The 26,507-nt window shown below is 72.8% G+C and carries 20 protein-coding genes and 1 tRNA gene; 4 read left to right on the top strand and 17 right to left on the bottom strand.

The window, feature by feature from the left end:
* Nucleotides 1–534 precede the first annotated feature (534 nt).
* From I003_RS0120950 to I003_RS0120930, 5 genes are all read right to left on the bottom strand, one after another.
* Nucleotides 535–611: transfer RNA gene (locus I003_RS0120950), tRNA-Thr, on the bottom strand.
* A gap of 92 nt (nt 612–703) precedes the next feature.
* Nucleotides 704–2,293, bottom strand: a complete 1,590-nt coding sequence (locus I003_RS0120945) for an alpha/beta hydrolase (RefSeq protein WP_027773301.1) — start codon at nt 2,291–2,293, stop codon at nt 704–706.
* 77 nt (nt 2,294–2,370) lie between these two features.
* Nucleotides 2,371–3,621, bottom strand: coding sequence for a DNA polymerase III subunit delta' (locus I003_RS0120940; RefSeq protein ID WP_027773300.1), 1,251 nt, complete (start codon nt 3,619–3,621; stop codon nt 2,371–2,373).
* 97 nt (nt 3,622–3,718) lie between these two features.
* On the bottom strand, nt 3,719–5,554 hold the full coding sequence (gene groEL, locus I003_RS0120935; RefSeq protein ID WP_027773299.1) for a chaperonin GroEL: 1,836 nt from the start codon (nt 5,552–5,554) through the stop codon (nt 3,719–3,721).
* Nucleotides 5,551–6,807 carry a mannonate dehydratase gene (locus I003_RS0120930; protein ID WP_027773298.1) on the bottom strand — a complete coding sequence of 419 codons (1,257 nt, stop codon included), beginning with the start codon at nt 6,805–6,807 and terminating at the stop codon, nt 5,551–5,553. The genes groEL and I003_RS0120930 overlap by 4 nt, the downstream gene beginning before the upstream one ends.
* Before the next feature lie 348 nt (nt 6,808–7,155).
* On the opposite strand from I003_RS0120930, the gene I003_RS0120925 reads away from it, so the two are divergent.
* A complete protein-coding gene (locus tag I003_RS0120925; protein ID WP_027773297.1) occupies nt 7,156–8,568 on the top strand; it encodes a mandelate racemase/muconate lactonizing enzyme family protein in 1,413 nt (470 codons plus the stop codon).
* A gap of 101 nt (nt 8,569–8,669) precedes the next feature.
* On the opposite strand, the gene I003_RS0120920 is transcribed toward I003_RS0120925, so the two are convergent.
* The 9 genes from I003_RS0120920 to I003_RS0120880 all read right to left on the bottom strand — a co-directional run bounded on the left by I003_RS0120920 (nt 8,670) and on the right by I003_RS0120880 (nt 16,336).
* Complete coding sequence (locus tag I003_RS0120920; RefSeq protein WP_027773296.1) at nt 8,670–9,038, bottom strand: hypothetical protein; 369 nt, start codon at nt 9,036–9,038, stop codon at nt 8,670–8,672.
* Nucleotides 9,007–9,846: an ABC transporter ATP-binding protein gene (locus I003_RS0120915; protein ID WP_027773295.1), complete on the bottom strand. Its 840-nt coding sequence runs from the start codon at nt 9,844–9,846 to the stop codon at nt 9,007–9,009. Before I003_RS0120915 ends, I003_RS0120920 begins: the two co-directional genes overlap by 32 nt.
* Nucleotides 9,843–10,748, bottom strand: coding sequence for an ABC transporter permease (locus I003_RS0120910; protein WP_253911274.1), 906 nt, complete (start codon nt 10,746–10,748; stop codon nt 9,843–9,845). Before I003_RS0120910 ends, I003_RS0120915 begins: the two co-directional genes overlap by 4 nt.
* A complete protein-coding gene (locus I003_RS0120905; RefSeq protein WP_027773293.1) occupies nt 10,748–11,647 on the bottom strand; it encodes an ABC transporter permease in 900 nt (299 codons plus the stop codon). The genes I003_RS0120910 and I003_RS0120905 overlap by 1 nt, the downstream gene beginning before the upstream one ends.
* A complete protein-coding gene (locus I003_RS0120900) occupies nt 11,644–12,783 on the bottom strand; it encodes an ABC transporter substrate-binding protein (RefSeq protein WP_037721309.1) in 1,140 nt (379 codons plus the stop codon). Before I003_RS0120900 ends, I003_RS0120905 begins: the two co-directional genes overlap by 4 nt.
* Nucleotides 12,784–12,805: 22 nt before the next feature.
* Complete coding sequence (locus tag I003_RS0120895) at nt 12,806–13,759, bottom strand: sugar kinase (RefSeq protein ID WP_027773291.1); 954 nt, start codon at nt 13,757–13,759, stop codon at nt 12,806–12,808.
* An 11-nt stretch (nt 13,760–13,770) separates the two neighbouring features.
* On the bottom strand, nt 13,771–14,424 hold the full coding sequence (locus I003_RS0120890) for an RraA family protein (RefSeq protein WP_037721307.1): 654 nt from the start codon (nt 14,422–14,424) through the stop codon (nt 13,771–13,773).
* Between the two features lie 41 nt (nt 14,425–14,465).
* A complete protein-coding gene (locus I003_RS0120885) occupies nt 14,466–15,236 on the bottom strand; it encodes an SDR family oxidoreductase (protein WP_027773289.1) in 771 nt (256 codons plus the stop codon).
* Nucleotides 15,237–15,391: 155 nt separating this feature from the next.
* Nucleotides 15,392–16,336 carry a LysR family transcriptional regulator gene (locus I003_RS0120880; protein WP_027773288.1) on the bottom strand — a complete coding sequence of 315 codons (945 nt, stop codon included), beginning with the start codon at nt 16,334–16,336 and terminating at the stop codon, nt 15,392–15,394.
* A 255-nt stretch (nt 16,337–16,591) separates the two neighbouring features.
* Between I003_RS0120880 and I003_RS0120875 the strand changes: the two genes are divergently transcribed.
* Complete coding sequence (locus I003_RS0120875; protein WP_027773287.1) at nt 16,592–17,098, top strand: 2,4'-dihydroxyacetophenone dioxygenase family protein; 507 nt, start codon at nt 16,592–16,594, stop codon at nt 17,096–17,098.
* Between the two features lie 642 nt (nt 17,099–17,740).
* Here the strand turns inward: I003_RS0120875 and tmk are convergent.
* Both tmk and topA read right to left on the bottom strand, forming a co-directional pair.
* Nucleotides 17,741–20,647 carry a dTMP kinase gene (gene tmk, locus I003_RS0120870; protein WP_486584314.1) on the bottom strand — a complete coding sequence of 969 codons (2,907 nt, stop codon included), beginning with the start codon at nt 20,645–20,647 and terminating at the stop codon, nt 17,741–17,743.
* A 162-nt stretch (nt 20,648–20,809) separates the two neighbouring features.
* Complete coding sequence (gene topA, locus I003_RS0120865; protein ID WP_027773285.1) at nt 20,810–23,668, bottom strand: type I DNA topoisomerase; 2,859 nt, start codon at nt 23,666–23,668, stop codon at nt 20,810–20,812.
* 371 nt (nt 23,669–24,039) lie between these two features.
* On the opposite strand from topA, the gene I003_RS32770 reads away from it, so the two are divergent.
* On the top strand, nt 24,040–24,438 hold the full coding sequence (locus tag I003_RS32770; RefSeq protein WP_027773284.1) for an NINE protein: 399 nt from the start codon (nt 24,040–24,042) through the stop codon (nt 24,436–24,438).
* Nucleotides 24,410–24,889 (top strand): DUF2752 domain-containing protein, encoded by a 480-nt coding sequence (locus I003_RS0120855; protein ID WP_027773283.1) that lies wholly within the window; start codon nt 24,410–24,412, stop codon nt 24,887–24,889. The genes I003_RS32770 and I003_RS0120855 overlap by 29 nt, the downstream gene beginning before the upstream one ends.
* 48 nt (nt 24,890–24,937) lie before the next feature.
* Here I003_RS0120855 and I003_RS0120850 read toward each other — a convergent pair whose 3' ends face one another.
* Nucleotides 24,938–26,488, bottom strand: a complete 1,551-nt coding sequence (locus tag I003_RS0120850) for a DUF7059 domain-containing protein (RefSeq protein ID WP_027773282.1) — start codon at nt 26,486–26,488, stop codon at nt 24,938–24,940.
* Between the last annotated feature and the right edge of the window lie 19 nt (nt 26,489–26,507).

Here is a 26,507-nt window from a genome sequence, read left to right as displayed (position 1 = left end):
ACCAGGGCGGGCGTGAGGGAAGGTACGGTTCCGGACGAACACCGACACCCCCGACACCGGCGCCCACGCACCAACGCCCGCCCCCGGTGCGTAACCCCGGGCCCGCCGCACGCCACGCGAAGACCAGCCGCCAGCGCCGGCGACCCGGGCTCGCTGTCAGAGCAGGCGCATACCCTTGGGCGGGCGTGAGGGGACGTGGAGATCTGGGGAACACCGGATCCCCGACACCGGCCCACCCCACGCACCAACCCTCGCGGCGCCCACCCCTGCACACGGGTCCACTCCGCGAACTACCGTCCGCCCGTCACCAGAGAGGATCCCGCCACCGGAGCGGGTCCCGCCGTCGGTGCGCAGGCTCCCCCTCGCCGGGGCACGGCGTCCGTAGGCACTCGCGCGGCCTGCAGCGGCCAGGTCGGGCTCAGCCGCTTCTGAGACCAGAACTGAGACCCGGCGCATCCGAGCCGCCCGCGCGCTGCGGCGCCGCGTCCACTGGACCAAAAAACCCCAGCTCAGAGACTCTGAGCTGGGGTTCCGTGGAGCCGCCTAAGGGAATCGAACCCTTGACCTACGCATTACGAGTGCGTCGCTCTGGCCGACTGAGCTAAGGCGGCAGGTTGCGGGCCGGGGCCCTGGCAACGGCGCCAAGTTTACACAGTCCTCCGGGGTCCTCCGCACGCGGTTTGTGCGTGAGGGCGCGGGTGGGTCAGCGGCAGCGTTTGCCGTTCTCGGGTGGGGCGCCTTCGAGGAGGAAGGTGTCGACCGCGTCGTCGATGCAGCCGTTGCCCCGCGCGTACGCCGTGTGGCCGTCGCCCTCGTACGTCAGCAGCACGCCCTCCTCAAGCTGCGCCGCCAGGCTCTCCGCCCAGACGTACGGGGTCGCCGGGTCGCGGGTCGTGCCGACGACCAGGATCGGCGGGGTGCCGGCCGCCTCGATGCGGTTGGCCTCGCCGGTGGCGGGGACGGGCCAGTCGGCGCAGTTCAGGGCGGCCCAGGCGAAGTCGCGGCCGAAGACCGGGGAGTCCGCCTCGAAGTCCGCGACCAGCTTCTCGACGTCCGCCGGGGTTTCGAAGGGGGGCGGCTGGTCGATGCAGTTCACGGCGGCGAAGCCGTACATCATGGTGCCGTACGAGCCGTCCGGCTCGCGCTCGAAGTACATGTCCGCCAGGGCCAGCAGCCCGCTGCCGTCCCTGCGCTCCATCGCGTCCGTCAGCGAGTCGCGGAGCTGCGGCCAGAAGTCCTCCTGGTACATCGCCATGAGCACGCCCATCGTCGCCAGCGGCTCGCCCAGCTCGCGCTGCTCGCCGGTGGGGACGGGCTTCTTGTCGAGACGGTCCAGGAAGGCGCGGAGCTGCTTGCCGGCGTCCTCGGCGCTCTTTGTGCCGAGCGGGCAGTCCGTGCGCTCGACGCAGTCCTCGGCGAAGGCGTCGAAGGCCGTGGTGAAGCCCGCGTTCTGGTCCAGGTTCAGTTGCCGGGAGGTGAGGGACGGGTCCATCGCGCCGTCGAGGACCAGGCGGCCGGCGCGCTGCGGGAAGAGGCCCGCGTAGGTGGCGCCGAGCATCGTGCCGTACGAGGCGCCGACGTAGGTGAGCTTCTTGTCGCCGAGGACGGCGCGGAAGACGTCCATGTCCCGGGCCGCCTCCACCGTCGAGACGTGGCCCAGCAGCTTGCCGGCGCGCTTCGCGCAGCCCTGCGCGAAGCGGTCGAACGCCGCGGTCAGCGCCTTGACCTCGCGCTCGTCGTCGGGCGTCTGGTCGACCTGGGTGTGCGCCTCGAACTCCGCGTCCGTCAGGCATGTCACCGGCCGGCTGCCGCCGACGCCGCGCGGGTCCATCGCCACGATGTCGTACCGGGCCCGGACCTCCGAGGGGTAGCCGACGCCCGCGAAGTTCTGCAGGAACTGAATCGCCGAGGCCCCCGGGCCGCCCGGGTTCACGTGCAGCGCGCCCAGGCGCTCGCCGGGGTTCTCGGCCTCCTTGCGGGCCACGGCCAGCTCCAGGTCCTCGCCGCCGGGTTCCGCGTAGTCCAGCGGTACGCGCAGCGTGGCGCAGTCGAAGCCGGGGGTGGGGCACTCGGTCCAGCGGAGCTTCTGCTCGTAGTACGGCTTCAGCTCCGCGGGGGTCTGCGCCGGGAGCGGTTCGAGCACCTTGCTGACGCTGCCGGCGCGCTCGGCGTCGGCGCCGGCCGTGCCCGTCCCGCCGTCGTCGGATCCGGCGGATTCACATCCGGCGGCGGCCATCAGCACCGCCAGCGCGGTGACGGGTGCGGCCGTGCGGAACAGGCTGCGGAGGTCCATGCACTTGAGCGTAACCGCCGGCGGCGGGGCGTCACCGGGTCACCCTGTCCCCGTACGGGTGAAGGTCCGGCGCCCCGCTACGGCTTGCGCAGGGTCACCGCCATCGCCTCCAGCGCCAGCAGCGGCGCCACGTTCCGCTCCAGCGCGTCCCTGCACTCCATGATCGCGTCGATCCGCCGCAGCGTCGTCTCCGCGGTGCTGCTCTCCGCGATCCGCCGCAGTCCTTCCCCCACGTCCGCGCACGGCAGCAGCGAGACGTCGGCCACCGCGCCGAGCTGCAGCGCGAGGACGTCCCGGTAGAAGCCCGCGAGATCGGTGAGGGCCAAGTCCAGGCTGTCGCGCTGGCTCCGCGTCGACCGGCGCTTCTGCCGCTCCTGCAGGTCCTTCATCACGCCCGCCGTACCGCGCGGCATCCGGCCGCCCGGCTGCGCGCCGAGCGCCGTGCGCATCTCCTCCGTCTCCTGCTCGTCCAGTTCCTGGGCCTGTTCCTTCGCCGCGTCCGCCGCGACCTCGACCAGCTCCTGCGCCGAGCGCAGGCAGCCGCCGATGTCGTCGATGCGCAGCGGTATCCGCAGCACCGCCGACCGGCGTTCGCGGGCGCGGTCGTCGGTGGCCAGGCGGCGGGCGCGGTCGAGGTGGCCGCCGGCCGCGCGGGCCGCGGACTCGGCGACCGCCGGGGTGATGCCGTCGCGCCGGACGAGGACGGCGGCCACCGCCTCCACGGCGGGGGTACTCAGCGAGAGGTGACGGCAGCGGGAGCGGATCGTGGGCAGCACGTCCTCCACCGAGGGCGCGCACAGCAGCCACACCGTGCGCGGGGCGGGCTCCTCGATGGCCTTCAGCAGCACGTTCCCGGCGCCTTCGGTGAGGCGGTCGGCGTCCTCGACGACGATGACCTGCCAGCGACCGCCGGAGGGGGCGAGCTGGGCGCGGCGGACCAGCTCGCGGGTCTCCTTCACCCCGATGGTGAGGAGATCGGTGGCGATGACGGTGACGTCGGCGTGGGTGCCGACGAGGGCGGTGTGGCAGCCGTCGCAGAACCCGCACCCGGGGCCGGCGGCGGCTCGGTCCGGGCTGACGCACTGGAGCGCGGCGGCGAACGCGCGGGCCGCCGTCGTCCGGCCGGCGCCCGGCGGACCGGTGAACAGCCAGGCATGCGTCATCGCGGAGGCGGAGGCCGGCTCTGCGGCGTCCGCCGGGTGGGCGCCGGGGGCCGCGGCGGCAGCGGTCCCGGCCTCCGCCGTGACCCGCGCGTCGGCGGCGCGGGCCGCGGCGGCAAGCTGCTCCGCGACCCGCTGCTGCCCGATCAGCTCGTCCCACACCGCCATGGCACCGTCCTTCCGTCGTCCGCCGACCATTGTGGGGCACACCACCGACAGCACTCGCCCGCCGAAGGCCGTACGCCGAAGGCCGTCCGGCCGTCCGTCAGTGGTGATGTCCGTGGTGGTGGCCCTTTCCGTGGTGGTGGCCGTGCCCTCTGCGACGCCAGCTGATCGCGTCGGGATCCCGTGGCGCGCGGTTGACCACCAGGGCGCCGGCGGTCAGCATCAGGCCCGCCACGGAGGCGGCGTTCTCCAGCGCGGTACGGGGCACACGGACCGGGTCGAGGACGCCGGCCGCCGGCAGATCGCCGTACGTACCGGTGTCCGCGTTCCAGCCGTGGCCGGGTGGGAGGGCGGCCGTCTCGGCGACGACGTGGGCGCCGTCCTCGCCGGCGTTGTCGGCGAGCTGTCGCAGCGGAGCGGTGAGCGCGGCCCTTACGGCCAGGGCGCCCGCCCGCTCGCCGGGGGACAAGGTCGCCGCGGACCCGGTACGGGCCGCGTCCTCCGGCCCCGTACCACCGCCCAGCAGCTCGTCCACCGCCGCCCGCGCCCCCGCCAGCCCGGTGCCGCCGCCGGGCGTGACGCCCTCCGCCAGCGCCGCCCGTACCGCGGCGACCGCCCCGGCGACGCGCTCGCGGCGCTCGGCGCGCTCCGGGTCCGTGGCGCCGCCGACCCGCAGCACCGCCACCCCGCCCGTCAGCCGCGCCAGCCGCAGCTCCAGCACCTCCCGGTCGAAGTCGGACTCCGCTTCGGCGAGGGCGTACTCCAGGTGTGCCACCCGCCGTGCCACCTCCTCGGCGGCACCCGCCCCCCGCGCCACCGTGGTCGTACGCCTCGTGACCACCACCCGCTCCGCCCGGCCCAGCGACGACAGCTCCGTGCCGCGCAGCAGCATCCCCTTCTCCGGCAGCACCACCTCCGCCCCGGTCAGCGCCGCCAGGTCCTCCAGGTGCGCCAGCCGCCGCGCGCCCAGCGCCGGCGCCGGGACGGCCGCGCAGAGCAGGGTGCCGCGCAGCCGGTTGGCGACCAGCGCCGCGAGCGCGTCCTGCTGCACGGAGTCCGCGACGACCAGCAGCGGGCGGCCCGTGGCCGCGACCCGCTCCATGACCGGCAGCAGGTCGCCGGGCGCGGCGATGCGCCCGTGGTGCAGCAGGACGTAGGCGTCCTCCAGCACCGCGGTGCCCTGCTCGGGGTGGGTCATCATGAGCGGGCTGAGGAAGCCGCGGTCCAGCCGCAGCCCCTCGGTGAACTCCAGCTCCACGCCCGCCACGTGCGCCTCCTCCACGGAGATCGCCGCGTTCTGCCCGGCCTTGGCGAACGCGCGGGCGACCAGCTCGCCCAGCTCCGGGTCGCGGGCCGCCGCGGCGGCGACCCGCGCGGTGTCCCGCTCGCCGGTCACGGGGCGGGCGGTGGCGGTCAGGTACGCGGCGGCCGCCGCCGCTCCGGCGTCGAGGCCGCGCCGTACGGCGACGGGGTCGGCCCCGGCGGTCACGGCGCGCAGACCGGCGGTGTACAGCGCCTGGGTGAGCACGATGGTGGTCGTCGTGCCGTCGCCGGCGGCGCGGCGGGTGCGCGTGGCGGCCTGGCGGACGAGGGAGGCGCCGAGGTTCGCGTACGGGTCGGAGAGCTGGACGGCGCCGGCGACCGTGGCTCCGTCACGGGTGGCGACGGGGCCGGAGGCACCACCGGCCCCGCCGCCGGTCGCCGTGCCCCCGGCCCCGCCGGCCCGGGAGCCGGCGCCCTCGGCACCGGCCCCGGAGCGGTCGGAGCCGGTGCCGGAGCCGGCGGGACGGGAGCCGGCCGACCCCGGTCCCGTACCGCCGCCCAGCACCACGAGCCGCCCGCGCGGCCCCAGCGTGACCCGCGCCGCGTCCGCGACCGCGGCCACGCCACGGCGCAGGGCGGCGCGCGCCGCGTCCTCGAAGAGGAGTCCGCTCACTGCTCGTCGTCGCGCCCGTACCGGCCGCGTTCCATGAGCAGCGCGGCCTGCATCATGGCCCGTGCGTAGCCCGTGTCGTACAGCTCCATGCCGTGGCCGCCGCCGCCCACGTCCTTGTACTGGTTGCTCTGGTCCGACCCGTTCTCGCGGTCGAAGTCGTTCGCGCGCGGGTGCTCGGCGAGGATGCCGCGCGCGTAGCCGGCGCGGACGAGCTGGCGCATGAAGCCGAACATGTCGGTCTCGCCGTTGTCCGGGAACACCTCGGCGTACTTCACCTGCGGCTCGTCCACGCGCACGTTGCGGTAGTGGATGTGGTTGACCCGGTCCTTGCGGCACATCCAGCGCAGGAAGTCGACGGAGTCGAACCCGACCTCGGCCGTCACGCCCGCGTGCACCGTCATGCCGTTCGACGGGCTGTCGACGGTCTCGACCATCCGCCTCCAGTCCGCGACCGACCCCATGATCTGGGGGTTGCCGCGGCTGATCGCGGCGGGCGGGTCGTTGGGGTGCACGGCCATGCGCACGCCCGCCTCCTCGGCGACGGGCATGACCTCGCGCAGGAAGTGCTCGTAGTGGTCCCAGAGCTCCTCGCGGGTGAAGGCGGGCACGCCGTCGGGGCGGGGGAGGTCGCGGACCTTGACGCCGTCGACCTCGTGGTCGAGGTCGAAGGCGGTGTAGCCGGCGCCGATGCGGTCGGTCTCGTCGATCTCCTCGTAGTAGCCCTCCTTCAACCGGTGGACGTACCAGTTGTATTCGACGACGCCGATGCCGGCCTCGCCCGCCGCCCGCAGCGAGGTCTTGATGTCCTCGATGGCCTGGTCCCGGCCGTCCTCACCGCGGACGACCGAGTCGGGGGCGCTGATGAGGTAGGCGGTGACGTGCATGCCCATGTCCTCGACGCGCTCGCGGTCGGCACGCAGCTCGGCGGCGTCCCAGGGGGCCGCGGGCACGTCGGTGACGAGTGCACCGGTGATGCCCGCCTGCCGCCAGCGCCGCACGGTTTCCTCGCTGGGCCTGCGGGACATCCACTGGCAGAGCTTGGGGGTGTCGGGTCCTTCGCGGACGTCGTCGGGCCAGTTCAACTGCGGGAACGGGGCGTTGCCTCCGGGGCCGCCGCCGGGGCCGCCGCCGCCGGGGGCGGCGAACGCGGGGGCGGCGCCCGCCGAGGCGCCGATCGCGGCGGCTGCCGCGGCGGTGGAGCCGCGTTTGAGGAAGGAGCGGCGCGAACTGCCGTCCTGCGCGGGGGATTCCATACGTCACCTTCGCTTTCCGTGCTGCCGGCTGCCTGATGCTGCGGTGGTGCGTCCTGACGTGGTGCGTCGTACGCCGTGCGTCGTACCGGGCACGTACAGCCGGTGCGTCGCACGGGTGTCCTGGTACAGGGGGGTTGGGCGCAGCGTACGGATGCAAGTCCCCGGCCGTTAAGTGCCTGTTGCGTATACGCCCATTCGCGAAGCGAATCCAGCGGCCACTCCTGCGGCCATTCGCTTTCCTGATGATTGCATACGGAAACTAACGCTGCGGGATTGCTCCCACACTCCCGGTACCACCTCTATGGTGATCGGCAGAATTTTTCCGGAATCCTTACGGAGGGTCCCCCCATGCAGGAATCCGAGAACGGCTCCTCCCTGCGTTCCAGGCGTACCGCACTGGGACTCGGGGCAGCCGCTGCCGCAGGCGGCCTCGGGCTCGGCGCACTCGCATTCCGACCGGCCGAAGAACAGGTGGAGTTTCTCACCCAGAAAGTCAGCAGGGCATCGAAGCCGAGCAAGCTGAAGATCACGGATCTGCGGGTGGCGGTGCTGGCCGGCGTGCCGTTCACCAGCCCGATCGTCCGCATCGACACCAACCAGGGCATCTCCGGCTGGGGCGAGGTACGTGACGACGCCGACAAGCGCTACGCGCTGGAGCTGAAGGGCAGACTCCTCGGCGAGAATCCGTGCAACGTCGAGATGCTCTTCAAACGGCTCAAGCAGTTCGGCAACCACGGCCGCCGCGGCGGCGGCGTCTCCGGCGTCGAGATGGCGCTGTGGGACCTGGCGGGCAAGGCGTACGGCGTACCGGTGTTCCAGATGCTCGGCGGCGCCTACCGCAGAAAGATACGCCTCTACACCGACACCACCGAGTCGGAGGACCCGAAGGTCTACGCGCAGCGGATGAAAGAGCGCGTGGACATGGGCTTCACGTTCCTCAAGATGGACCTGGGCCTGGAAATCGTCCAGGACCTGCCGGGCGCGGTCGTCGGCAAGAGCCTGTGGGACGGCAACCTCCAGCAGTACGACGGCGCACCCGGCGGCTACGGCATGACCGAGCACGGGCTCACCATGGTGCAGATCACCGACAAGGGCCTGGACGCCATGGCGGAGTACGTGGAGGCGGTGCGGGACGCCGTCGGCTACGACGTCCCGCTGGGCATGGACCACTTCGGCCACTTCGACGTCAACACCGCCATCCGGCTGGCGAACCGCTTCGAGCGCTACAACCTCGCCTGGCTGGAGGACCTGGTGCCGTGGTTCCGCACCGACGACTGGAAGGAGATCACCAAGGCCGTCAACGTCCCCACCATGACCGGCGAGGACATGTACGGACTGGAGGCGTTCCGCACCCTCGTCGACGAGGGCGCCGTCGATCTGGTCCAGCCCGACCCGGCGACCGCCGGCGGCATTCTGGAGACCAAGCGCATCGGCGACTACGCGCGCGAGCAGGGCATGGCGATGCCGCTGCACTACGCGGGTTCCCCGATCGGCGCGATGGCCAGCGCGCACATCGCCGCCGCCACCGAGAACTTCGTCTGCCTGGAATACCACGCGAGCGACGTGAAGTTCTGGAACGACCTCATCGCGGGCGGCGAGCCGCTGCTGAAGGACGGCTTCTACCACCTGACCGACGCTCCGGGCCTGGGCGTGGAGCTGGACGAGAAGGTGATGGCCGAGCACCTGGCCAAGGGCGAGAAGCTCTTCGCGCCGACCAAGGAGTGGAACAACAGCCCGGCCTGGGACCGCACCTGGAGCTGAGCCCGGCCCTTCCGCCGGAGCGGACGGAAGAACAGGAGCCCGTACGCACCCGACCAGGGTGGTGCGTACGGGCTCCCGGCTTCAGCGGACCGGCGGCGGGCTCACCGTGCCGCCGGCGTCTCGTCCTCCGGCGGCACGATCCGCTCGATCCAGTACTCCCGCGCCAGCGCGTCCACACCCGCCGGCGCCACGCCGCGCAGATGCACGACGTTGCCGTCGGTGCCGGCGATGCGACCGTGCTTCTGCATCCGCAGGATGTGGTACCGCTCCGGCGGGAAGCCCAGCTCCACGTCGGCGGAGAAGCGCCCGCGCATGTCGCGCTCGTCGCCGACCGCCGGGTCGACCTTGCCGCTCGCCTGCACGGTCAGCCAGACCTGGTAGGCGACGATGAGCAGGACCAGGATGAGCAGCCGGCGGATCGTGGGGCTGCGGAGCGCCCTAAACGCCAGCGACTGCCGTTCCCTCGGCATCGGTCGCACCTCCCGGGCCCTCGTCCGTGCCGGCCGCCGCGCCCTCGTCGTCGACGAGCAGCTCGTTGACCCGGTTCGCGATCTCCCTGAACTCCGGCATCTCCAGCGCCGTACGCCACTCCCGGGGCCGGGGCAGGTCGACGGTGACGATCTCCCGTACCCGGCTGGGCCGCTTGGACAGCACCACGATCCGGTCGGAGAGGAACACCGCCTCGTCCACGTCGTGGGTGACGAAGAAGACCGTCGGGCGCCGCTTCTCGAAGATGCGGGTCAGGTCCTCCTGCAGCTTGCGCCTGGTCTGGGCGTCGATGCTGGCGAACGGCTCGTCCATCAGCATCACCGCCGGCTCGTTGGCCAGCACGCGGGCCACGCCCAGGCGCTGCTGCATGCCGCCGGACAGCTCGTGCGGGTACTTGTGCTCGAAGCCGCCGAGCCCGACCAGCTCCAGGAACTCCTTGCCCTTGGCGTCCCGTTCCGGGCGCGGTACGCCCTTCATCCGCAGCCCGAAGACCACGTTGCCCAATACCGTCTTCCAGGGGAAGAGCGCGTGGCTCTGGAACACCACGCCGCGGTCCGGGCCGGGTCCGCTGACCGCCTGGCCGTCGACGACGACCTCGCCCTCCGTGAGGGTCACGAAGCCGGCGACGATGTTCAGCACGGTGGTCTTGCCGCAGCCGCTCGGGCCGAGCACGGAGACGAACTCGCCCTCGTCCACGCTGAACGAGACGTCGCCGATGGCGGTGACCTCCTCGCCGCTGTACGCGTCGACGTAGTTCTTCTGCAGTCCTGTGATCTCCAGCGCCGTCATCCGTCGGCCTCCAAACTCCGTACCATGCCCCACCGTTCGACGGTGGCTCGCTCGAACGGCGCCAGGACCATGGCGTCGAGCGCGTACCACAGGATTCCCAGCACTGCCATGCCCAGGAACACCTGGCTGATGTCGCCCACCCGGCGGGCGTCGAACATCATGAAGCCGACGCCGCTGGTGCCGACGATGATCTCGGCGGCGACCAGGGCCCGCCAGCCGTAGCCGAGTCCGGTGCGGATGCCGCCCGCCACGGACGGCAGCGCGCCCGGGAGGATGACCTCGAAGAACACCCGTACCCGCCCCGCGCCGAGACTGCGCGCCGCACGCAGCAGTTCGCGCGGCACCTGCTCCACACCCGCGACGACGCTCAGCATCAGCGGGAAGACGATCGTGTAGACGATCACGAAGGTGACCGCGGTGAGGCTGAAGCCGAACCAGACGATCACGATCGGCAGCCAGGCGATGTCCGCGACCGCCTGGAAGAACAGCAGGATCGGCCAGAAGAACCGGCGGACCTTGGCGAACATCGCCACCACGAAGCCCATCGGCAGGCCGATGGCGAGGCCGAAGCCGACGCCGTACGCCAGTCTGGTCAGCGAATCCGTCAGATAGCCGGGCAGGATGCCCTTCCTCATCAGGTCGCCGAACTCCTCGACCACCCGCGGCGGGCCGACGAAGAACGCCTCGTCGAACACGCCCAGCTCCGCCACCAGCCACCACAGCGCGATGACCGGCACGAACGGGCCGAGGTTGCGGAACGCGGCGCGGCGGGTGAGCCAGAGCCAGACCTTCCGGGCCCGGACCACGCCCGGGCTCGCGCCGCCCTTGCGCGGCGTACGCCCCGCGGGTGCGCGCCGTACGGGCTTGGCCGTACGGGCCGTGTCCGTCGTGTCCGACGCCATCAGCCCCTCCCTCCCGTCATGCCCCAGCGCTCCACCGTGCGCTTCTCCAGCGGGGCCAGCATCAGCCGGTCCATCAGCAGCCAGAGCACGCCGATGATGACCATCGAGGCGATGATCACGTCGGTCTGGAAGTACTTCTGCGCCTGGAACAGGGCGTAGCCGAGACCCGCGTTGCTCGCGATGATCTCGGCGGCGACCAGCCCGCGCCAGCCGTACCCGAGGCCCACCCGCAGTCCGGTGACGACGCTGGGCAGCGCGCCGGGCAGCAGCACCTCCCAGAACATCCGCATCCGGCTCGTGCCCATGCTGCGCGCGGCGCGCAGCAGCTGGGTCGGGATCTGGCGGACGCCGAGCATCGCGTTGTACGTGATCGCGAAGAACATCGCGTTCCACACGATGAAGATCACGGCGCGGTCGCCGTAGCCGAACCACAGCGTGGCGACGGGGATCCAGGCGATACCGGCGAGCGCCACGGAGAACCGCAGCAGCGGGGAGAAGAACGCCGACAGCGCGGCGCTGGAGCCCAGCGCGATACCGAAGGGCAGGGCGGTGAGGATGGCGATCGCGGCGCCGATGCCCATGCGGCGCAGGCTCGCGCCGAGGTGGTCGAAGAGCTCGCCGCTGGACCACATGTCGCCCAGCGCCGAGAGCACGTCCCCGACCTGGGGGAAGACCCGCAGCGGCGGATCGGTGACCGCGACGACCACCAGCCACACCACGACGAGCAGCGCGAGCGGGGTGAGGAACCACAGCGCGGAGATCGCACGCGCGGCCGGGGTGTTGGACCCGCCCCGCCTGCGCTTGCGCTGCTGCCCCGGCGGCCGGCCGCCCGGCCGCGGCCGCCCCGGGCGCGGGGCGGCCGTGGCCGCGGCCTGTTTTTCGGTGCGGGGCGTGGTCACGACGGGCAGGCCTCGGCGGCGGTGTCGCGGTCGAAGGTGTACCCGCCGTCGATCGCCGCGGCGTCCGGGACGGGCGGCAGGTCGGCGAAGAGGTCGGGGTTGTCCTTCATGACCTTCAGGATCGGCTCGGGCTGGAAGTACTTGTTGACGTCGAAGCCCTTCTCGACGTTGCCCTGCTCGGCCAGGAGCCCCGCGAGGGTGTCCAGCGCCAGGTAGTTGCAGGCGGAGAAGCGGCCGTCGAGCTGCTTGACGTTGTGCTTCATCGCCTCCTGCGCAACCTTCTTCTCGGTGCCGGGCAGCCAGCGCGTCGCCGAGTCGGCGGCGTCGTCGGGGTTCTCGCGCATCCACTGGTCGGTCTGCGCGCGGGCGGTGAGGAACCCCTCGATGACCTCCGGGTTCTTCTCGGCGTACGCGCGCGTGGTGACGAGGTAGCCGATGAACGGGATGTAGCCGCCGCCGCGCAGCACCTCCTCGGCTCCGTCCACCTGCTCGGTCATGGTGATCGGCCACGGGTCCCAGACGATGCCCGCGTCGATGCCGCCGGTCTCCAGCGCGACCGCCATGTCCGGCGGCTCGGTGTTGACGATCTCGATGTCGCCGGCCTTCAGCCCCGCCTCTTCCAGCAGGCCGAGGAGGTAGAGGTGGTTGATCGAGCCCTCGGAGACGCCGATGCGCTTGCCGCGCAGGGTCGTGAGGTCCTTGCCGTCGACGCCGGAGTCGCCGCCGGCCACCACGGCCATCGTCTCGTCGATGCTGAGCTGCGAGGACGAGCCGGTGTAGTTGCCGACGAGCACCAGGTCGATGCCCTGCTGGGCGGCGGCGATGGCCGGGGTGCCGACCTGGACCACGTCGACCTCACCGGCCTGGAGCGCGTTCAGCGCGTCCACGCCGGTCGGGTAGGGCTCCTTCAGCTTCACGTTGAGGTTCTGCTCGTCGAAGTAGCCCGCCTCGACGCCGGCCGGCAGGCCGATCTGGTCGATGGCGGAGACGTAGCCGGCAGACAGCTTGGTCGGCTCGGTGCCGCCCGCGCCACCGTCGACGTCGTCGTCCACGGTCGAGTCGCCGCCGCAGGCGGCCAGCAGCAGGGCTCCCGAACAGGCCGCCGCCACTGCTATGTGACGTGTTGCGCGAAACATGAGTCTCTCCTGATCCGTACGGCTACGGGGCTGGTGTGGGAGCGCCGGGGAGCAGCGCGTCCACCGCGGCCCGGTGCGGAATCGGCAGGACCGCTCCCGGTCCGGTGGTGGTGAGCGCGGCGGCGACGGCCGCGTAGCGGGCCGCCTCCGGCGGTACGGCGCCCTCCAGGAGCCGGGCCGCGAACGCGCCGTCGAAGGTGTCGCCGGCCCCCGAGGGGTCGACGGCCCGCACCGGGTGGGGCGGAATGCGGGTCACGGTGCCCTCGTGGGCCAGCAGGGCGCCCTGGTCGCCCATCTTGAGCACGACGATGCCGGGGCCGCGGCGCACGAAGGCGTCGAGGACCTCCTCGGGCTCGTGCAGGCCGGTGAGCAGCCTGCCCTCCTCCAGGTTCGGCAGTGCCACATCGCACAGCTCGACGCTGCGCATGACCACCGCGCGGGCCCGTTCGACGGGCCAGAGCGCGGGGCGGTAGTTGGGGTCGTAGCCGACCAGCGTGCCGCTGCCGCGGGCCAGTTCCATGGCGTGGAAAGCCGCGTCGCAGGCGGACGGGCTGATCGCCTGGGTGATCCCGGTGACGTGCAGCATGCGCGCCCGCTCGATCGCCGCGGCCGGCACGTCGGCCGGGGTGAGCCGGCTGGCCGGCGAGTCCGCACGGTAATAGGTGAACCTGCTGGCCGCGGGCGTACGGGAGATGAAGTAGATCCCGGTACGCCCGCCGGCCTCGCGGATGACGTGCTCGGTGCCGACACCCTCCCGCTCCCACAGCCGCAGCAGGGCGCCGCCGAAGTCGTCGTCGCCGATGCGGGTGACGTAGCCGGTGCGCGCGCCGGAGCGCTGCGCGGCCACCGCGAAGTTCGACGAGTCGCCGCCGTAGCCGACGGCGAAGTCGTCGCCCGGCCCGATGGGCTCCCGGCCCTCGGCGCGGGCGTTGAACTCCAGCAGCGGCTCGCCGATCGCGAGGATGTCGTTGTCCATGTCCGCCGCCGTCAGATCCGCTGGTACTTCTCAAGGCCGCCTTGCAGCGAGCCGGACTCGCGGATGAGCCGCGTCTGCTCGCGCTCGCGCTCCTCGATGTCCGTGGCCAGCGCCAGCACCTCGGCGACCAGTTCCTGCGGCACGCACACGACGCCGTCGCTGTCCGCGACGATCAGGTCGCCGGGGCGTACGGGCACGCCGCCGACCTCGACCGGCTCGTTGAGGGAGACGGTCCGGTAGCGGCCGACGGTGGTGGCCGGCACGGCGCCGCGGGCGTAGATCGGCAGTTCGGGGTAGTCGCGCCGGATCTCCTCGACGTCCCGGACGCCCGCGTCGAGCACGGCGCCGGCGATCTGGTTGGTGACGGCGCCCGCGGCCATCAGCCCACCCCACACCGCGACGTCGGCACCGCCCGCGGCGATGCAGATGACGCTGCCCGGTTCCGACTCGTCGATGGCACGCAGCGCGTGCGTGGGGGGCTCCGACACGGGAGAGGGCACCTCCTGCACCGTCACCGCGGGGCCGACCAGCTTGCCCGGCAGCATCGCTTTGATGCCTCCGGTGAGGTAGCCCCGTACGCCCTTCTGCTCCACCGCATCGGCCACCGAGGCGGTGGCTATGCCGTGGAAGGCCGCGATGGTCTCCGGCGGGATGGTCGTCGTCATCTCGAGTTGGCTCCGATCTCGTACGTGCGTGCGGTGGCGGTTCAGCGCGACAACCAGCCGCCGTCGACGGCCAGCACGTGGCCGTGGACGTAGTCGGCTGCGGGCGAGGCGAGGAACACCACGGGTCCGGCGATGTCGGTGGGGCGGCCCCACCGGCCGGCGGGGATGCGGGCGAGGATCTCGCTGCTGCGGACGCCGTCGGCGCGCAGCTCCGAGGTCACGGCGGTGTCGATGTAGCCGGGGGCCACGGCGTTGACGTTGACGCCGCGGCCGGCCCATTCGTTGGCCAGCGCGCGGGTCAGTCCGACGAGGGCGTGCTTGCTCGACGTATACGACGGGACGTACATCCCGCCCTGAAAGCTGAGCACCGAGGCGATGTTGATGATCTTGCCGTATCCGCGTTCCAGCATGCCCGCGCCGATGGCCCGGGTCAGCTCGAATGCGGCGTGCAGGTTCAACTCCACGACGTCGTACCAGTCGGCGTCCCGGAATTCAGCGGCCGGGGCTCTGCGAATGAGACCCGAATTGTTGACCAGAATGTCCAGGTCGAATCTCTCGACGAGGTGACCGATCTCGCCTCTGCGGGCCCCGGGATCGGTCAGGTCGACGTGCACGCGAGTAACGGAAACTCCCCATTCAGCGGCCTCTTTGGCCACCGGGTCGAGATTGTCGCGCTCCGACAGCAATACCAAGTCGGCGCCGACGGCAGCGAGTCCGAGCGCAACTGCGCGCCCGATTCCGCTGCCCGCTCCCGTAATGAGCGCACGACGGCCGCGCAGATCCCCGGTCCGGGAATCAGACTCCTCCGTCAACGCCCCTCTCCCTTCATTCGGTCCCAGCCGTGCATGGTTCCGGCTACGGAAACATTAGAAGCGGACTGCCAGGGCGTTAAGACTGAATTGCGAATGACAGTATTCGCAAAGCTGATGTGCCGGGCCGCACCGGACGGACAGGGAGGCACGCCCGGTCACGCCGCGGCGGGCACCGCGTGGGTGCCGGCCGGGATCCGGGCCCGGACGATGGCGCGGAGCAGCGTACGGGCGGACGGCGTCAGCGGGCGCGAGGAGTCCCAGCAGACGGCCACGCGGCGCTCCGGGGCGCCCTTCAGCCGCCGTACGCGGACGCCGTCGACGTCGGCGACCCGGGCGGCCAGCGAGTTGGTCACGCCGACCCCGATGCCCTGACGGACCATCGAGACCAGCGTCTGCGGCTGGTTGGTGGCCTGCACGGGCTCGATCTCGTGGCCGCAGTCCCGGAAGGTCCGGTACGTCTCGAAGTCCGGCGTCTCCGGCGCGTCGAGCCGGCCGATCGAGACGATCGGGTGCTCGGCGACGGCGTCGACCGGCAGCGGGTCGGGCACCTCGGACAGCGGGTGCTCGCTGGGGTGGATCGCGACCAGCGACTCCCCCCACAGCAGCCGGCTGCGCACGGAGGCCGAGGACGGGGGAGGCGACATCGGGCGCAGGTACACGTCGACGGCGCCGGAGGTCAGGGCGTCGTCCAGCTCCAGCGTCGACCGCTCCACCAGCACCACCCGCACCTCGGGGCTCGTCCGCGCCAGGCCCTGGAGCAGCGCCGGGACGAACGCGGCGCTCGCGCTCGGGTACGAACCGAGCGTCACCACCCCGCGGGCGCCGCTGCGCCACGGGGCCATCGCGGCCTCCGCGGACTCCAGTGCGCGCAGGATCTCGTGGGCGTGGTCGGCGAGGACGATGCCGGCCTCGGTCAGCTCGACGGGGCGCTTGCGGCGGTCGAAGAGGGGCAGGCCGATCTCGCGCTCCAGCGCGGCGACGTGCATGCTGACGCGGGGCTGGGACCGCTTGGTGGACTCGGCCGCGGCGACGAAGCTCCCCGTTTCGATGACCGCGAGGAAGGAGACGAACCATTCCAATCTGACATCCGGGTTCAACATCTTGCCCTCACCCCGCACCCAAGGAGCGCGTCTTCCCGCCCGAACCAGCCCGAACCAGCACGACCGAGCTCGATCGAGCCCGATCGGCACAGCGGCACCAGTGATCAACAGCCGCCCTCAGGCTAAGTTGCGGGATACGCGGGGGCAACAGTTGTGCACGGCGGAATGCCCCTGACAGCCATATCCGCTCGGCGAATGCCGCTATTCGAAACTCGGCCCTTGACCAGCATTCGGGACGGGTGGCTTGGTGGGGGGATGGCCAATGAAGTAGCCCCCGCCGTCATCGCGGCGACCACGTCGCTGCCGCCCGAACTCGCCGTCGCCGCCGTCCCGGAGGACGATCGCGTATGGGTACCGCAGGCGCCCGATGTGTGGTTCCGGCCGCTGCTCTTCAATACGGTCACGGGCCAGTGGTGCAACCTGTTGAAGGTCACCGCCGCCGGCATCGTCTCCCGGCACCGGCACCCGGGCGCGGTCTTCGGGTACGTGATCAAGGGCAAGTGGCATTACTACGAGCACCCGTGGGTGGCCGAGGAGGGCCACTTCGTCTACGAGCCGCCGGGCGAGATCCACACGCTCGCCGTGCCGGAGGACTGCGCGGAGATGATCACGTTCTTCAACATCAGCGGGGCGATGATCTACCTGGACGAGGAGAACCGGAACACGGGCTACGAGGACGTGTTCACCAAGATCGACATGGCCCGCGCCCACTACGCGTCCAACGGGCTGGGCGCGGACTACGTGGAACAGTTCATCCGCTGACGCGGCGGCCCTGCGGACGCGCACGAGCGGACGGGGAGCGCGGGCGCGGGCCGGTCACGGGTGTGGCACGGTGGCTGCCGCGCCTCCGCGCGTACGGCACCGGGGCGACGGGCGTCGTAGCCCCGCGTACGCCGGTGGCGCCGGCGCCACTGCAGACACCCGTACCGATGACGGACCCACCCACGGACGCGGACACCGCCCCCAGGACCACGAACGGACGACGGCCCTCTCACGGCGCTGCCGGACAAGGACGCTCAGCCCCGCGCCCGGCGCCCGCGAGGGGCGGCGAACGCGGTGGCCCGGCCGCAGGGCCCCGGGCTACCCGCTCCGGGCTTCCGGCCCTCGGCGGCACCGGCCCGTAACCGCCGCCCTTCTCCCCACAGCCGCCCCCGCGCCCGGCAGGACACCCGGCACCCCACCACCAGCCCAGACGATGCTCCGGGCCTCCTGGTCTCAGCAGCACCCCGCCCGCCGCCCTTCTCCCGGCAGCCGCACCGGCGCCCGGCGGGACTCCCCGGCACGGCCGCGCCGCACGACCGGGCCAACCGGACCGGCCGTGGCGCGTGGTCCCCTCCCGCCACGCGCACGCCCCACCAGGCACCCGGCAGCGCCCCGTCCCCCCGCCGCGCCCCCCGCAGGGGGTCAGCGGCGGCGGTCGTCGCGGTCGTCCTCGACGCGGGGGCCCAGGAGTTCGTCGGCCAGGGTCGGGAGGTCGTCCAGCGGGGTCTCCTCCGCCCACTCCGGGCGGGGGCGGCTGCGGGAGTCCCGGTCCTCCGGCTCCGGGACCTGGGGCACCTGGAGCGTCTCCTCGGCGTCCGGGTCCGGCGCCTGCGGCATGACGCGGGTCTCCTCCGCGTCAGGGCCGGCGTCCGGGCGGGTCTGCGGCAGTTGCGACGTCTCCTGCATGTCCGCATCGCCGGTCACCGGAAGCTGCTGCGTGGTGTCGTTGCCCGCCGCGGCCCCCGCGGATGCCGCCGCAGCCTCCGCCGCCAGCCGTTCCTGCTCCGCGCGCAGCAGCGCCTCCTCGGCCTTGCGCTGCTTCTCCTTGCGGCGCTCCTCCGCCTCCCGGCGCAGCCGCGCCTCCTCCTCGGCCTGCCGCCGGACCCGGTCCTCCTCGGCGCGGCGGGCGGCCTCCTCGGCTTCGCGGCGCCTGCGCTCCTCCTCCGCCTGGCGGCGGGCCTCCTCGGCGCGCTGCCGGGCCAGCTCCGCCTCCCGCTCGGCCTCCAGCCGCTTGGCCTCCTCGATCTCGCGGCGCTTGCGCTCCTCCTCCTCGCGGCGCAGCCGCTCCAACTGCTCCTGCCGCTCCCGCTCCCGCCGCTCTTCCTCGGCCTTGCGCGCGGCCTCCTCGGCCTCCCGGCGCTTGCGGTCCTCCTCCGCCTTGCGGCGGGCCTCCTCCTGGGCGCGCACCTCCTGCTCCGACAGCGGCAGGATCTGGTCCAGGCGGTGCCGCACGGCGGTGGTGACGACCTGCGGGTCCTGCCCTGCGTCGACCACCAGGTAGCGCGCCGGGTCGGCGGCTGCCAGCGCCAGGAATCCCGCGCGCACCCGCTCGTGGAACTCCGGCGGCTCGGACTCCAGCCGGTCCGGCGCCTCGGTGAAGCGCTCCCGCGCCGTCTCCGGCGCGATGTCCAGCAGCACGGTCAGGTGCGGTACGAGCCCGCCGGTGGCCCAGCGGTTGATGCGCGCCACCTCGGTCGGCGACAGTTCGCGCCCGCCGCCCTGGTAGGCGACGGAGGAGTCGATGTACCGGTCGGTGATGACCACCGCGCCGCGCTCCAGCGCCGGCCGGACGAGGCCGTCCACGTGCTCCGCGCGGTCCGCCGCGTACAGCAGGGCCTCCGCGCGGTGCGAGATCCCGGAGGTGGAGACGTCGAGCAGGATGGAGCGCAGCCGCTGCCCGATGGACGTGGCGCCGGGCTCGCGGGTGACGACGACCTCGTGCCCCTTGTCCCTGATCCACTGCGCCAGCGCCTCGACCTGCGTGGACTTCCCGGCCCCGTCACCGCCCTCGACGGCGATGAAGAACCCGCTCTGCGCCAGCCCCTCCTCCGGGTCCGCGCCGCGCACGGCCGCGCGCAGGTCGACGCGGAGCGGCACCCCCTGCCGGTCGTCGGTGCGCACCAGCACCAGCACCGCCACCGGCAGCAGCAGCGCACCCGCCAGCATGTACGTGAACGCCGCGCCGCCGTGCGCGAAGACCAGGTCGCCCGCCTCCAGGCGGTGCCTGCCGATGGCGGCGGCCAGCAGCGGCGCGCCGATCAGCGCGAGCGCGACGGCGACCCGGGAGACGGCGTGCAGATGGTCGATGAGCCGCGGCCTGCGGGTGTCCTCCGTCTCCTGCTCCAGCAGCGCGTGCCCGGTGGCGGCGGCGACACCGGCGGCGGTCGCGGCCAGCAGCGCGCACAGCACCCCGGTCGCGGCGTCGGCCACCAGGCCGACGAGCAGCAGGCCGATCCCGGCGACGCCGATGGCCAGCGCCAGCAGCCGGCGCCGGGACAGCCCGGGCAGCACCCGCGGCGCCGTCCGCACCCCGAGCACCGGCCCGGCGGTGACGGCGAGCGCCAGCAGCGCGTACGCGATGGTGCCGTTGAGGTCGTACGCCTCCTGCGCCTGCAGGACGGCGAGCGCCACGGCGGCGGCCAGCGCCGCGGCCGCCGCCGCGCAGGCGCTGACGAGCAGCGGCACCGCGCCCGTACGCCCGCGCTCCGGGCCGCCGTCCGCACCCCGCGGCCGGCGCAGCCCCTCCAGGGGCGAGCGGGCCCGCGCCCCGCCGTCGGGCAGCTCCATGACGAACAGCACCGAGACCGACGCCGCGAAGAGCCCGGCGGCGAGATACGAGCCCACGGCGCCGGGATGCCCGTCGAACCAGTCGGACCCGGAACCCAGCAGCCGGCCGATCCACGCCGTCACCAGCAGCGCGGCGGCGCCGAGGGGCAGCGCCCCGTACCCCGTGCGCAGCGACAGCCGGCGCAGCGCGGCACCGTGGTCGGGCAGCGGCCGCACCGCCGCGCCCTCGGGCGGCGGCGCGGGCAGCAGGGCGGGGGCGACGCTGTCCTTGGCGACTATCCACACCCGCTCGGCCGCGCCCGCGACGAAGACGGTGACGAGGATCCAGGTCAGCGCCGAGTCCGGCGTCCAGTCGATCCACAGCGGGGCGACGATGAGCAGCCCCGCGCGCACCACGTCCGCGCCGACCATGGTCCAGCGCCGGTCCAGCGCCCCGGACCCGGACAGCAGCGACCCGACCGGGCCCAGCAGCACGGCGCCGAAGACGACCGTCGACAGCAGCCGGACCGCGAAGACCACGCTGACGGTGACCGCCGCGCCGCGGTAACCGCCGCCGAACGCCTCGGCCACGAGCCCCGCCTGCAGCGCGAGCAGCACGAGGACGAGCAGCGCCAGCGCGTCCGCGGTGGCACTCGTGAGATGGGCGCCCCACATCCGCCTCAGGGACGGCACGCGCAGCAGCGCTCGCACGGCGCGCTCGCGCGAGTCCGCGACAAGGCTTTCGGTGGGGTCCGGCGCTGTCGTCGGCTGGTCGGCTCGCATGCGGTCAGCCTAGCGGGACGGGCCGGACCGGTGAGCTTCGCACGAACACTTGCCCGGTTCTGTGGATAACTAGCCGGTTGTGGACAGTCCGCGGCCTCCGCCCCGCGCCCGCTCCCGGCCGAAACCCGGCCGGGCACCCACCCGCGCCCTCCCGGGCGCGGGCTACCTGTCCTCGTCCGGCACGTCCGCCTTCGCCGACACCGTCTTCTTCGTCGTCGCCTTCTTCGCCGCCGCCGTCTTCGTCCCGGTCTTCTTCGCCGCCGACTTCGCCGCCGTCTTCTTCGCGGCGGTCTTCTTGGCCGCCGCCTTCTTGGCCGGCGCCTTCTTCGCGGGGGCCTTCTTCGCCGCCTTCTTCGCGGTCTTCTTCGCCGGCCCCTTCGCCCGCTTCTCCGCCAGCAGCTCGAACCCGCGCTCCGGCGTGATCGACTCCGGCTCGTCCCCGCGCCGCAGCGTCGCGTTCGTCTCGCCGTCCGTCACGTAGGGCCCGAAGCGCCCGTCCTTGACCACCACCGGCTTTCCGCTCGCCGGGTCCTCGCCCAGCTCCTTCAGCGGCGGCTTCGCCGCGGCCCGCCCGCGCTGCTTGGGCTGGGCGTAGAGCGCGAGCGCCTCCTCCAGCGTCACCGTGAAGAGCTGCTCCTCGCTCTGCAGCGAGCGCGAGTCGGTGCCCTTCTTCAGGTACGGGCCGAAGCGCCCGTTCTGCGCGGTGATCTCCGTGCCGCTCTCCGGGTCGGTGCCGACGACGCGGGGCAGCGACAGCAGCTTCAGCGCGTCGTCGAGCGTCACCGTGTCCAGCGACATCGACTTGAAGAGCGACGCCGTCCGCGGCTTCACCGCGTTCTTGCCGGACTGCGGCGTGCCCTCGGGCAGCACCTCGGTCACGTACGGCCCGTAGCGCCCGTCCCTGGCGACGATCTGGTGCCCGGTCTCCGGGTCGGTCCCCAGCTCGTACGCCCCGCTGGGCTTGGCGAGCAGTTCCTCGGCCAGCTCCACGGTCAGCTCGTCCGGCGGCAGCTCGTCCGGCACGTCCGCGCGCCGGTGCTCCTCGGTGTCCCGCTCGCCGCGCTCCACGTACGGCCCGTAGCGCCCGACGCGCAGCACGATCCCCTCGCCCACCGGGAACGTGGAGACCTCCCGGGCGTCGATCGCGCCCAGGTCGGTGACCAGCTCCTTCAGCCCCGCGAGGTGGTCGGCGCCGGCCCGCTCCTCGGCGGGGGTGACGACGTCGTCCGTACCGAAGTAGAAGCGCCGCAGCCACGGCACCGCCTCGGCCTCGCCGCGCGCGATGCGGTCGAGGTCGTCCTCCATCTTGGCGGTGAAGTCGTAGTCGATGTAGCGGCCGAAGTGCTTCTCCATCAGGCCGACGACGGCGAAGGAGAGGAAGGACGGCACCAGGGCCGTGCCCTTTTTGAAGACGTAGCCGCGGTCCAGGATCGTGCCGATGATCGAGGCGTACGTGGACGGGCGGCCGATCTCCCGCTCCTCCAGCTCCTTGACCAGCGTCGCCTCGGTGTAGCGGGCGGGCGGCTTGGTGGCGTGACCGTCCGCGCTGATCTCCTCGGCGCTCAGCCGGTCGCCCTCGGCGAGCTGCGGCAGCGGCCGGTCGCGGTTGTCGAGGTCGGCGGAGGGGTCGTCGGAGCCCTCGACGTACGCCTTCATGAAGCCGTGGAACGTGATGACCCGGCCGGACGCGGAGAACTCGGCGTCCCGCCCGTCGGCCGCCGTGCCGCCCAGCTTCACCGTCACCGACTGCCCGGTGGCGTCCTTCATCTGCGACGCGACCGTACGCATCCAGATCAGCTCGTACAGCCGGAACTCCGTGCCGGACAAGCCCGTGTCCGCCGGCGTGCGGAAGCGGTCGCCGGAGGGCCGGATCGCCTCGTGCGCCTCCTGCGCGTTCTTCACCTTGCCCGCGTAGTTCCGCGGCCGGTCCGGCAGGTAGTCGCGCCCGTACAACTGCGTGACCTGCGCCCGCGCGGCGGCGACCGCGGTCTCCGACAGCGTGGTGGAGTCGGTGCGCATATAGGTGATGAAGCCGTTCTCGTACAGCCGCTGGGCCACCTGCATGGTCGCCTTGGCACCGAGGCCCAGCTTGCGCGACGCCTCCTGCTGCAGCGTCGTCGTACGGAACGGGGCCGACGGCGAGCGCCGGTACGGCTTCGCCTCGACGCTGCGTACCGCGAACGCCGTGTCCTGCAGCGCGGCGGCCAGCGCGCGGGCGCTCTCCTCGCTCAGGTGCAGCACATCCGCCGACGACCCGTTCTTGAGCTGCCCGTCCTGACCGAAGTCGCGGCCCTGGGCGATCCGGCGGCCGTCGACCGCGGAGAGCTTGGCACCGAAGCTGCGCGGGTCGGTGGCGTCGCCGGCGCGGCCGGTGGAGAAGACGCCGGCCAGGTCCCAGTACTCGGCGGAGCGGAACGCGATGCGCTCGCGCTCCCGCTCGACGACGAGGCGGGTGGCGACGGACTGCACCCGGCCGGCGGACAGCCGGGGCATGACCTTCTTCCACAGCACCGGCGAGACCTCGTACCCGTACAGCCGGTCGAGGATGCGGCGCGTCTCCTGGGCGTCGACCAGCTTCTTGTTGAGCTCGCGCGGGTTGGCGACGGCCTGGCGGATCGCGTCCTTGGTGATCTCGTGGAAGACCATCCGGTGCACCGGGACCTTGGGCTTCAGCACCTCCAGCAGGTGCCAGGCGATGGCCTCGCCCTCGCGGTCCTCATCCGTCGCGAGATACAGCTCGTCCGACTCGGCCAGGAGTTTCTTCAACTTGCTGACCTGTTGCTTCTTGTCGCTGTTCACCACATACAGCGGCTCGAAGTCATGATCGACGTTCACCCCGAGCCGCGCCCAGGACTCTCCCTTGTATTTCGCCGGCACCTCGGCGGCGCCGTTCGGGAGATCGCGGATGTGCCCGACGCTCGACTCGACCTCGTAGCCGGGGCCCAGATAGCCCTTGATCGTCTTCGCCTTGGCAGGCGACTCGACGATGACGAGTCGGCGGGTCTTGCTGGTGGCGGACAACTTCGGCTCTCTCTTCTCCGGTCGGAAGCTGGCAGCGATCTGGTGGGGGGATTCGCGGCGATCTTGCCGGTGGTCGTTTTCGGTGGCCTTGTGGACGGCTGTGCGGGTCGTACGTCGCTGTGCTGGGCGTTGCTGCGGAGTGTGACGGTACAACCCGCCCCCGTGTCAAGCGGCTAAAACCCGGGGCGCCACTCGAACGGTAACCCGACAAGCCGCCTAGCTCCCGCACAGGGCACATTCCGGTCGCGGCGGTCTCTATCGCACAGCCCCTTGACAGCAGCCTGTACTACAGATGGGAGTATGGGCGTCCGACCGCGCCGAGAGGCCGGCCGGAGCCCACCACTTCAGACATCCGACCGGGGGGACGACCAGTGTCCGATCCGAATCAGAACCCATACGGCCAGCCGCCCGGCTATGGCTATCCGCAGCAGGGGCAGGTCGACCCCTCGCAGAACCCGTACGGCCAGCCCGCGGCGCCTCCGGCGAACCTGCCGCAGGCCCCGGGTATGCCGTCGGCCGATCCGAATGCGCCGTACGGGTACGACCATCACGGCCGCCCGTTCTCCGACAAGTCAACCATTGTCGCCGGCGTACTCCAGATGACCCTCGGCAACATAGGCGCCGGGCGTTTCTACACCGGTCACACCGGCATGGCCATAGCCCAGCTCTTCACCTGCGGCGGGCTGTTCATCTGGAGCTTCATCGACGGGATCATCCTGCTGACGAGCAAGGACAAGACCGATGCCCAGGGCCGGCCTCTCCGCTACTGAGGACGGGCCGACCGCCCGCAGGACGCCCGACGGTCCCGCCGGCCGCAGCCGGCGGGACCGCGGGCTCCGCGTGCGTACGCATCCGGCCGCGCTGCCGCTCTCGCTCACCGTGGCGGGGGCGGTGGGCGCGGTGTATCTGTACGGCACGAACCCCCACGAGCCGGGGCACTGGCTGCCCCGCTGCCCGATCAACTGGCTCACCGGTGTGGACTGTCCCGCCTGCGGCGTTACCCGCATGGCGTACGACATCCTCCACGGCGACCCCGGCTCCGCCTTCCACAGCAACGCCCTGATGCTGCTCCTCGGTCTGCCGCTGGCGACGGTGCTCTACGGCCGCTGGCTGTACGAGGGCGTACGCGGGCGCCGCTGGCAGCCGTCCTTCGGGCGGATCGGCACGGCCGCGGTGCTGGGCGTGGCGCTGGTGTGGGCCGTGGTACGGAACCTGGTGTAGCCCCGGCGCCGGCCCGCCTGCCGGCTCTTCGGCCCGGCCCGCGGGCGCTCACTCCGGGGCCAGGAAACCCTGCTCCACCAGCAGCCGGATCACCCCCGGCGTACGCTCCCGCAGCTCCGCCGGGTCCTCCTCCAGCACCTGCGCGATGGCGTCCAGGATGACCCCGGCCGGCAGCGTGCCGTCGCACGCCCCCGCGAACCCCGCGGCGACGGTGTCGGCCCGCGTCGCCCGCCGCATCCCCCGCTCCCGCCGCAGCACCACGTGCTCCGGATCCTCCTCACCCGGCCGGCCCACCTGCTCCTGCACCACGTCGTCCGCCAGCCGGAACGTCGTCGCCAGCAGCGCCGCGTCATCCGTACGGCGCAGGAAGTCCTGCCGCGCGAAGTGCTCCACCACGGCCTCGCCGAGCGGCTGTTCGACCGCGTGCGGCCAGTCCTCGACGGTGACCGCGGATTCCGCCGCGTCCGTACGGCGCAGGGTGATCCAGCCGAAGCCGACGGCCCGGGTGCGGCCGGCGGCGAAGGCGTCGAGCCAGTCGTCGTAACGGGCGGCGTAGGCGGCGGGGTCGGCGTGGTCGCCCGCGTCGCGCAGCCACAGCTCCGTGTACTGCGTGACGTCCTGCACCTCGCGCTGCACGACCCAGGCGTCGCAGCCGGGCGGCACCCAGCCCGCGACGCGCTCGCGCCAGTCCTCGCCCTCGACGTGCTGCCAGTTGGCGAGGAGCTGGCAGTAGCCGCCGTCGGCGAGGTGGTCCGCGGCCCGGCGGACGAGGGTGCGGCACAGCTCGTCGCCGGCCATGCCGCCGTCGCGGTACGTCAGCCGGGCGGCGGGCGAGATGACGAAGGGAGGGTTGGAGACGATCAGGTCGTACCGCTCACCGGCCACCGGCTCGAAGAGCGACCCCGCGCGCAGGTCGGCCGCGGGCGCCCCGGAGAGGGCGAGGGTGAGCCGGGCACAGGCGAGGGCGCGCGGGTTGACGTCGGTGGCGGTGACGGCGTCGGCGCGGGCACCGGCGTGCAGCGCCTGGATCCCCGAGCCGGTGCCGACGTCGAGCACGCGCCCGCCGTCGAGGGGCACGGTGAGCCCGGCGAGCGTGGTCGAGGCGCCGCCGACGCCGAGGACGAGATCCGCACCGGACGGGCCCGGGCCCCCGGTTCCGGACGCGGCGGCCCTGCGGGCGCCCGCCGCGCCCCCCACCGCGCAGCCCAGGTCCGAGACGATCCACCAGTCCTGTCCCGCCGGGCCGCTGTACGGCCGTACGTCGACCACGGACCGTACCGCCTCGCCGTCCCGGCGCACCCAGCCGTCGGCGAGGCACGCCTCCAGCGGCAGCACCGCCGCCGCGTGGGCACGGGGAACCGCGTGCTGGAGGAGGAAGAGCCGGGTCAGGGTGGCGAGGGCCGGCGGCGTCCCGCCCGGCGGCCACCGTGTCGCCCGTTCCGCGGGGACGGTCTCGCTGCGGGCCAGGGCCGCGTACGCGGGGGCGCCCAGGAGGTCCAGCAGGCCGCCGGCGGTGAAGCCCGCCGCCAGCAGCGCCGCGCGCACCTCGGCGGCATGGTCGGGGCGGGGAAGGTCGTCGGTCGCGCTCACGGGCACCATTGTGCTGCCGGCACCACGT

It is taken from the genome of Streptomyces sp. CNQ329, from assembly GCF_000482585.1.
This window is presented reverse-complemented; position numbering and strand designations above follow the sequence as displayed.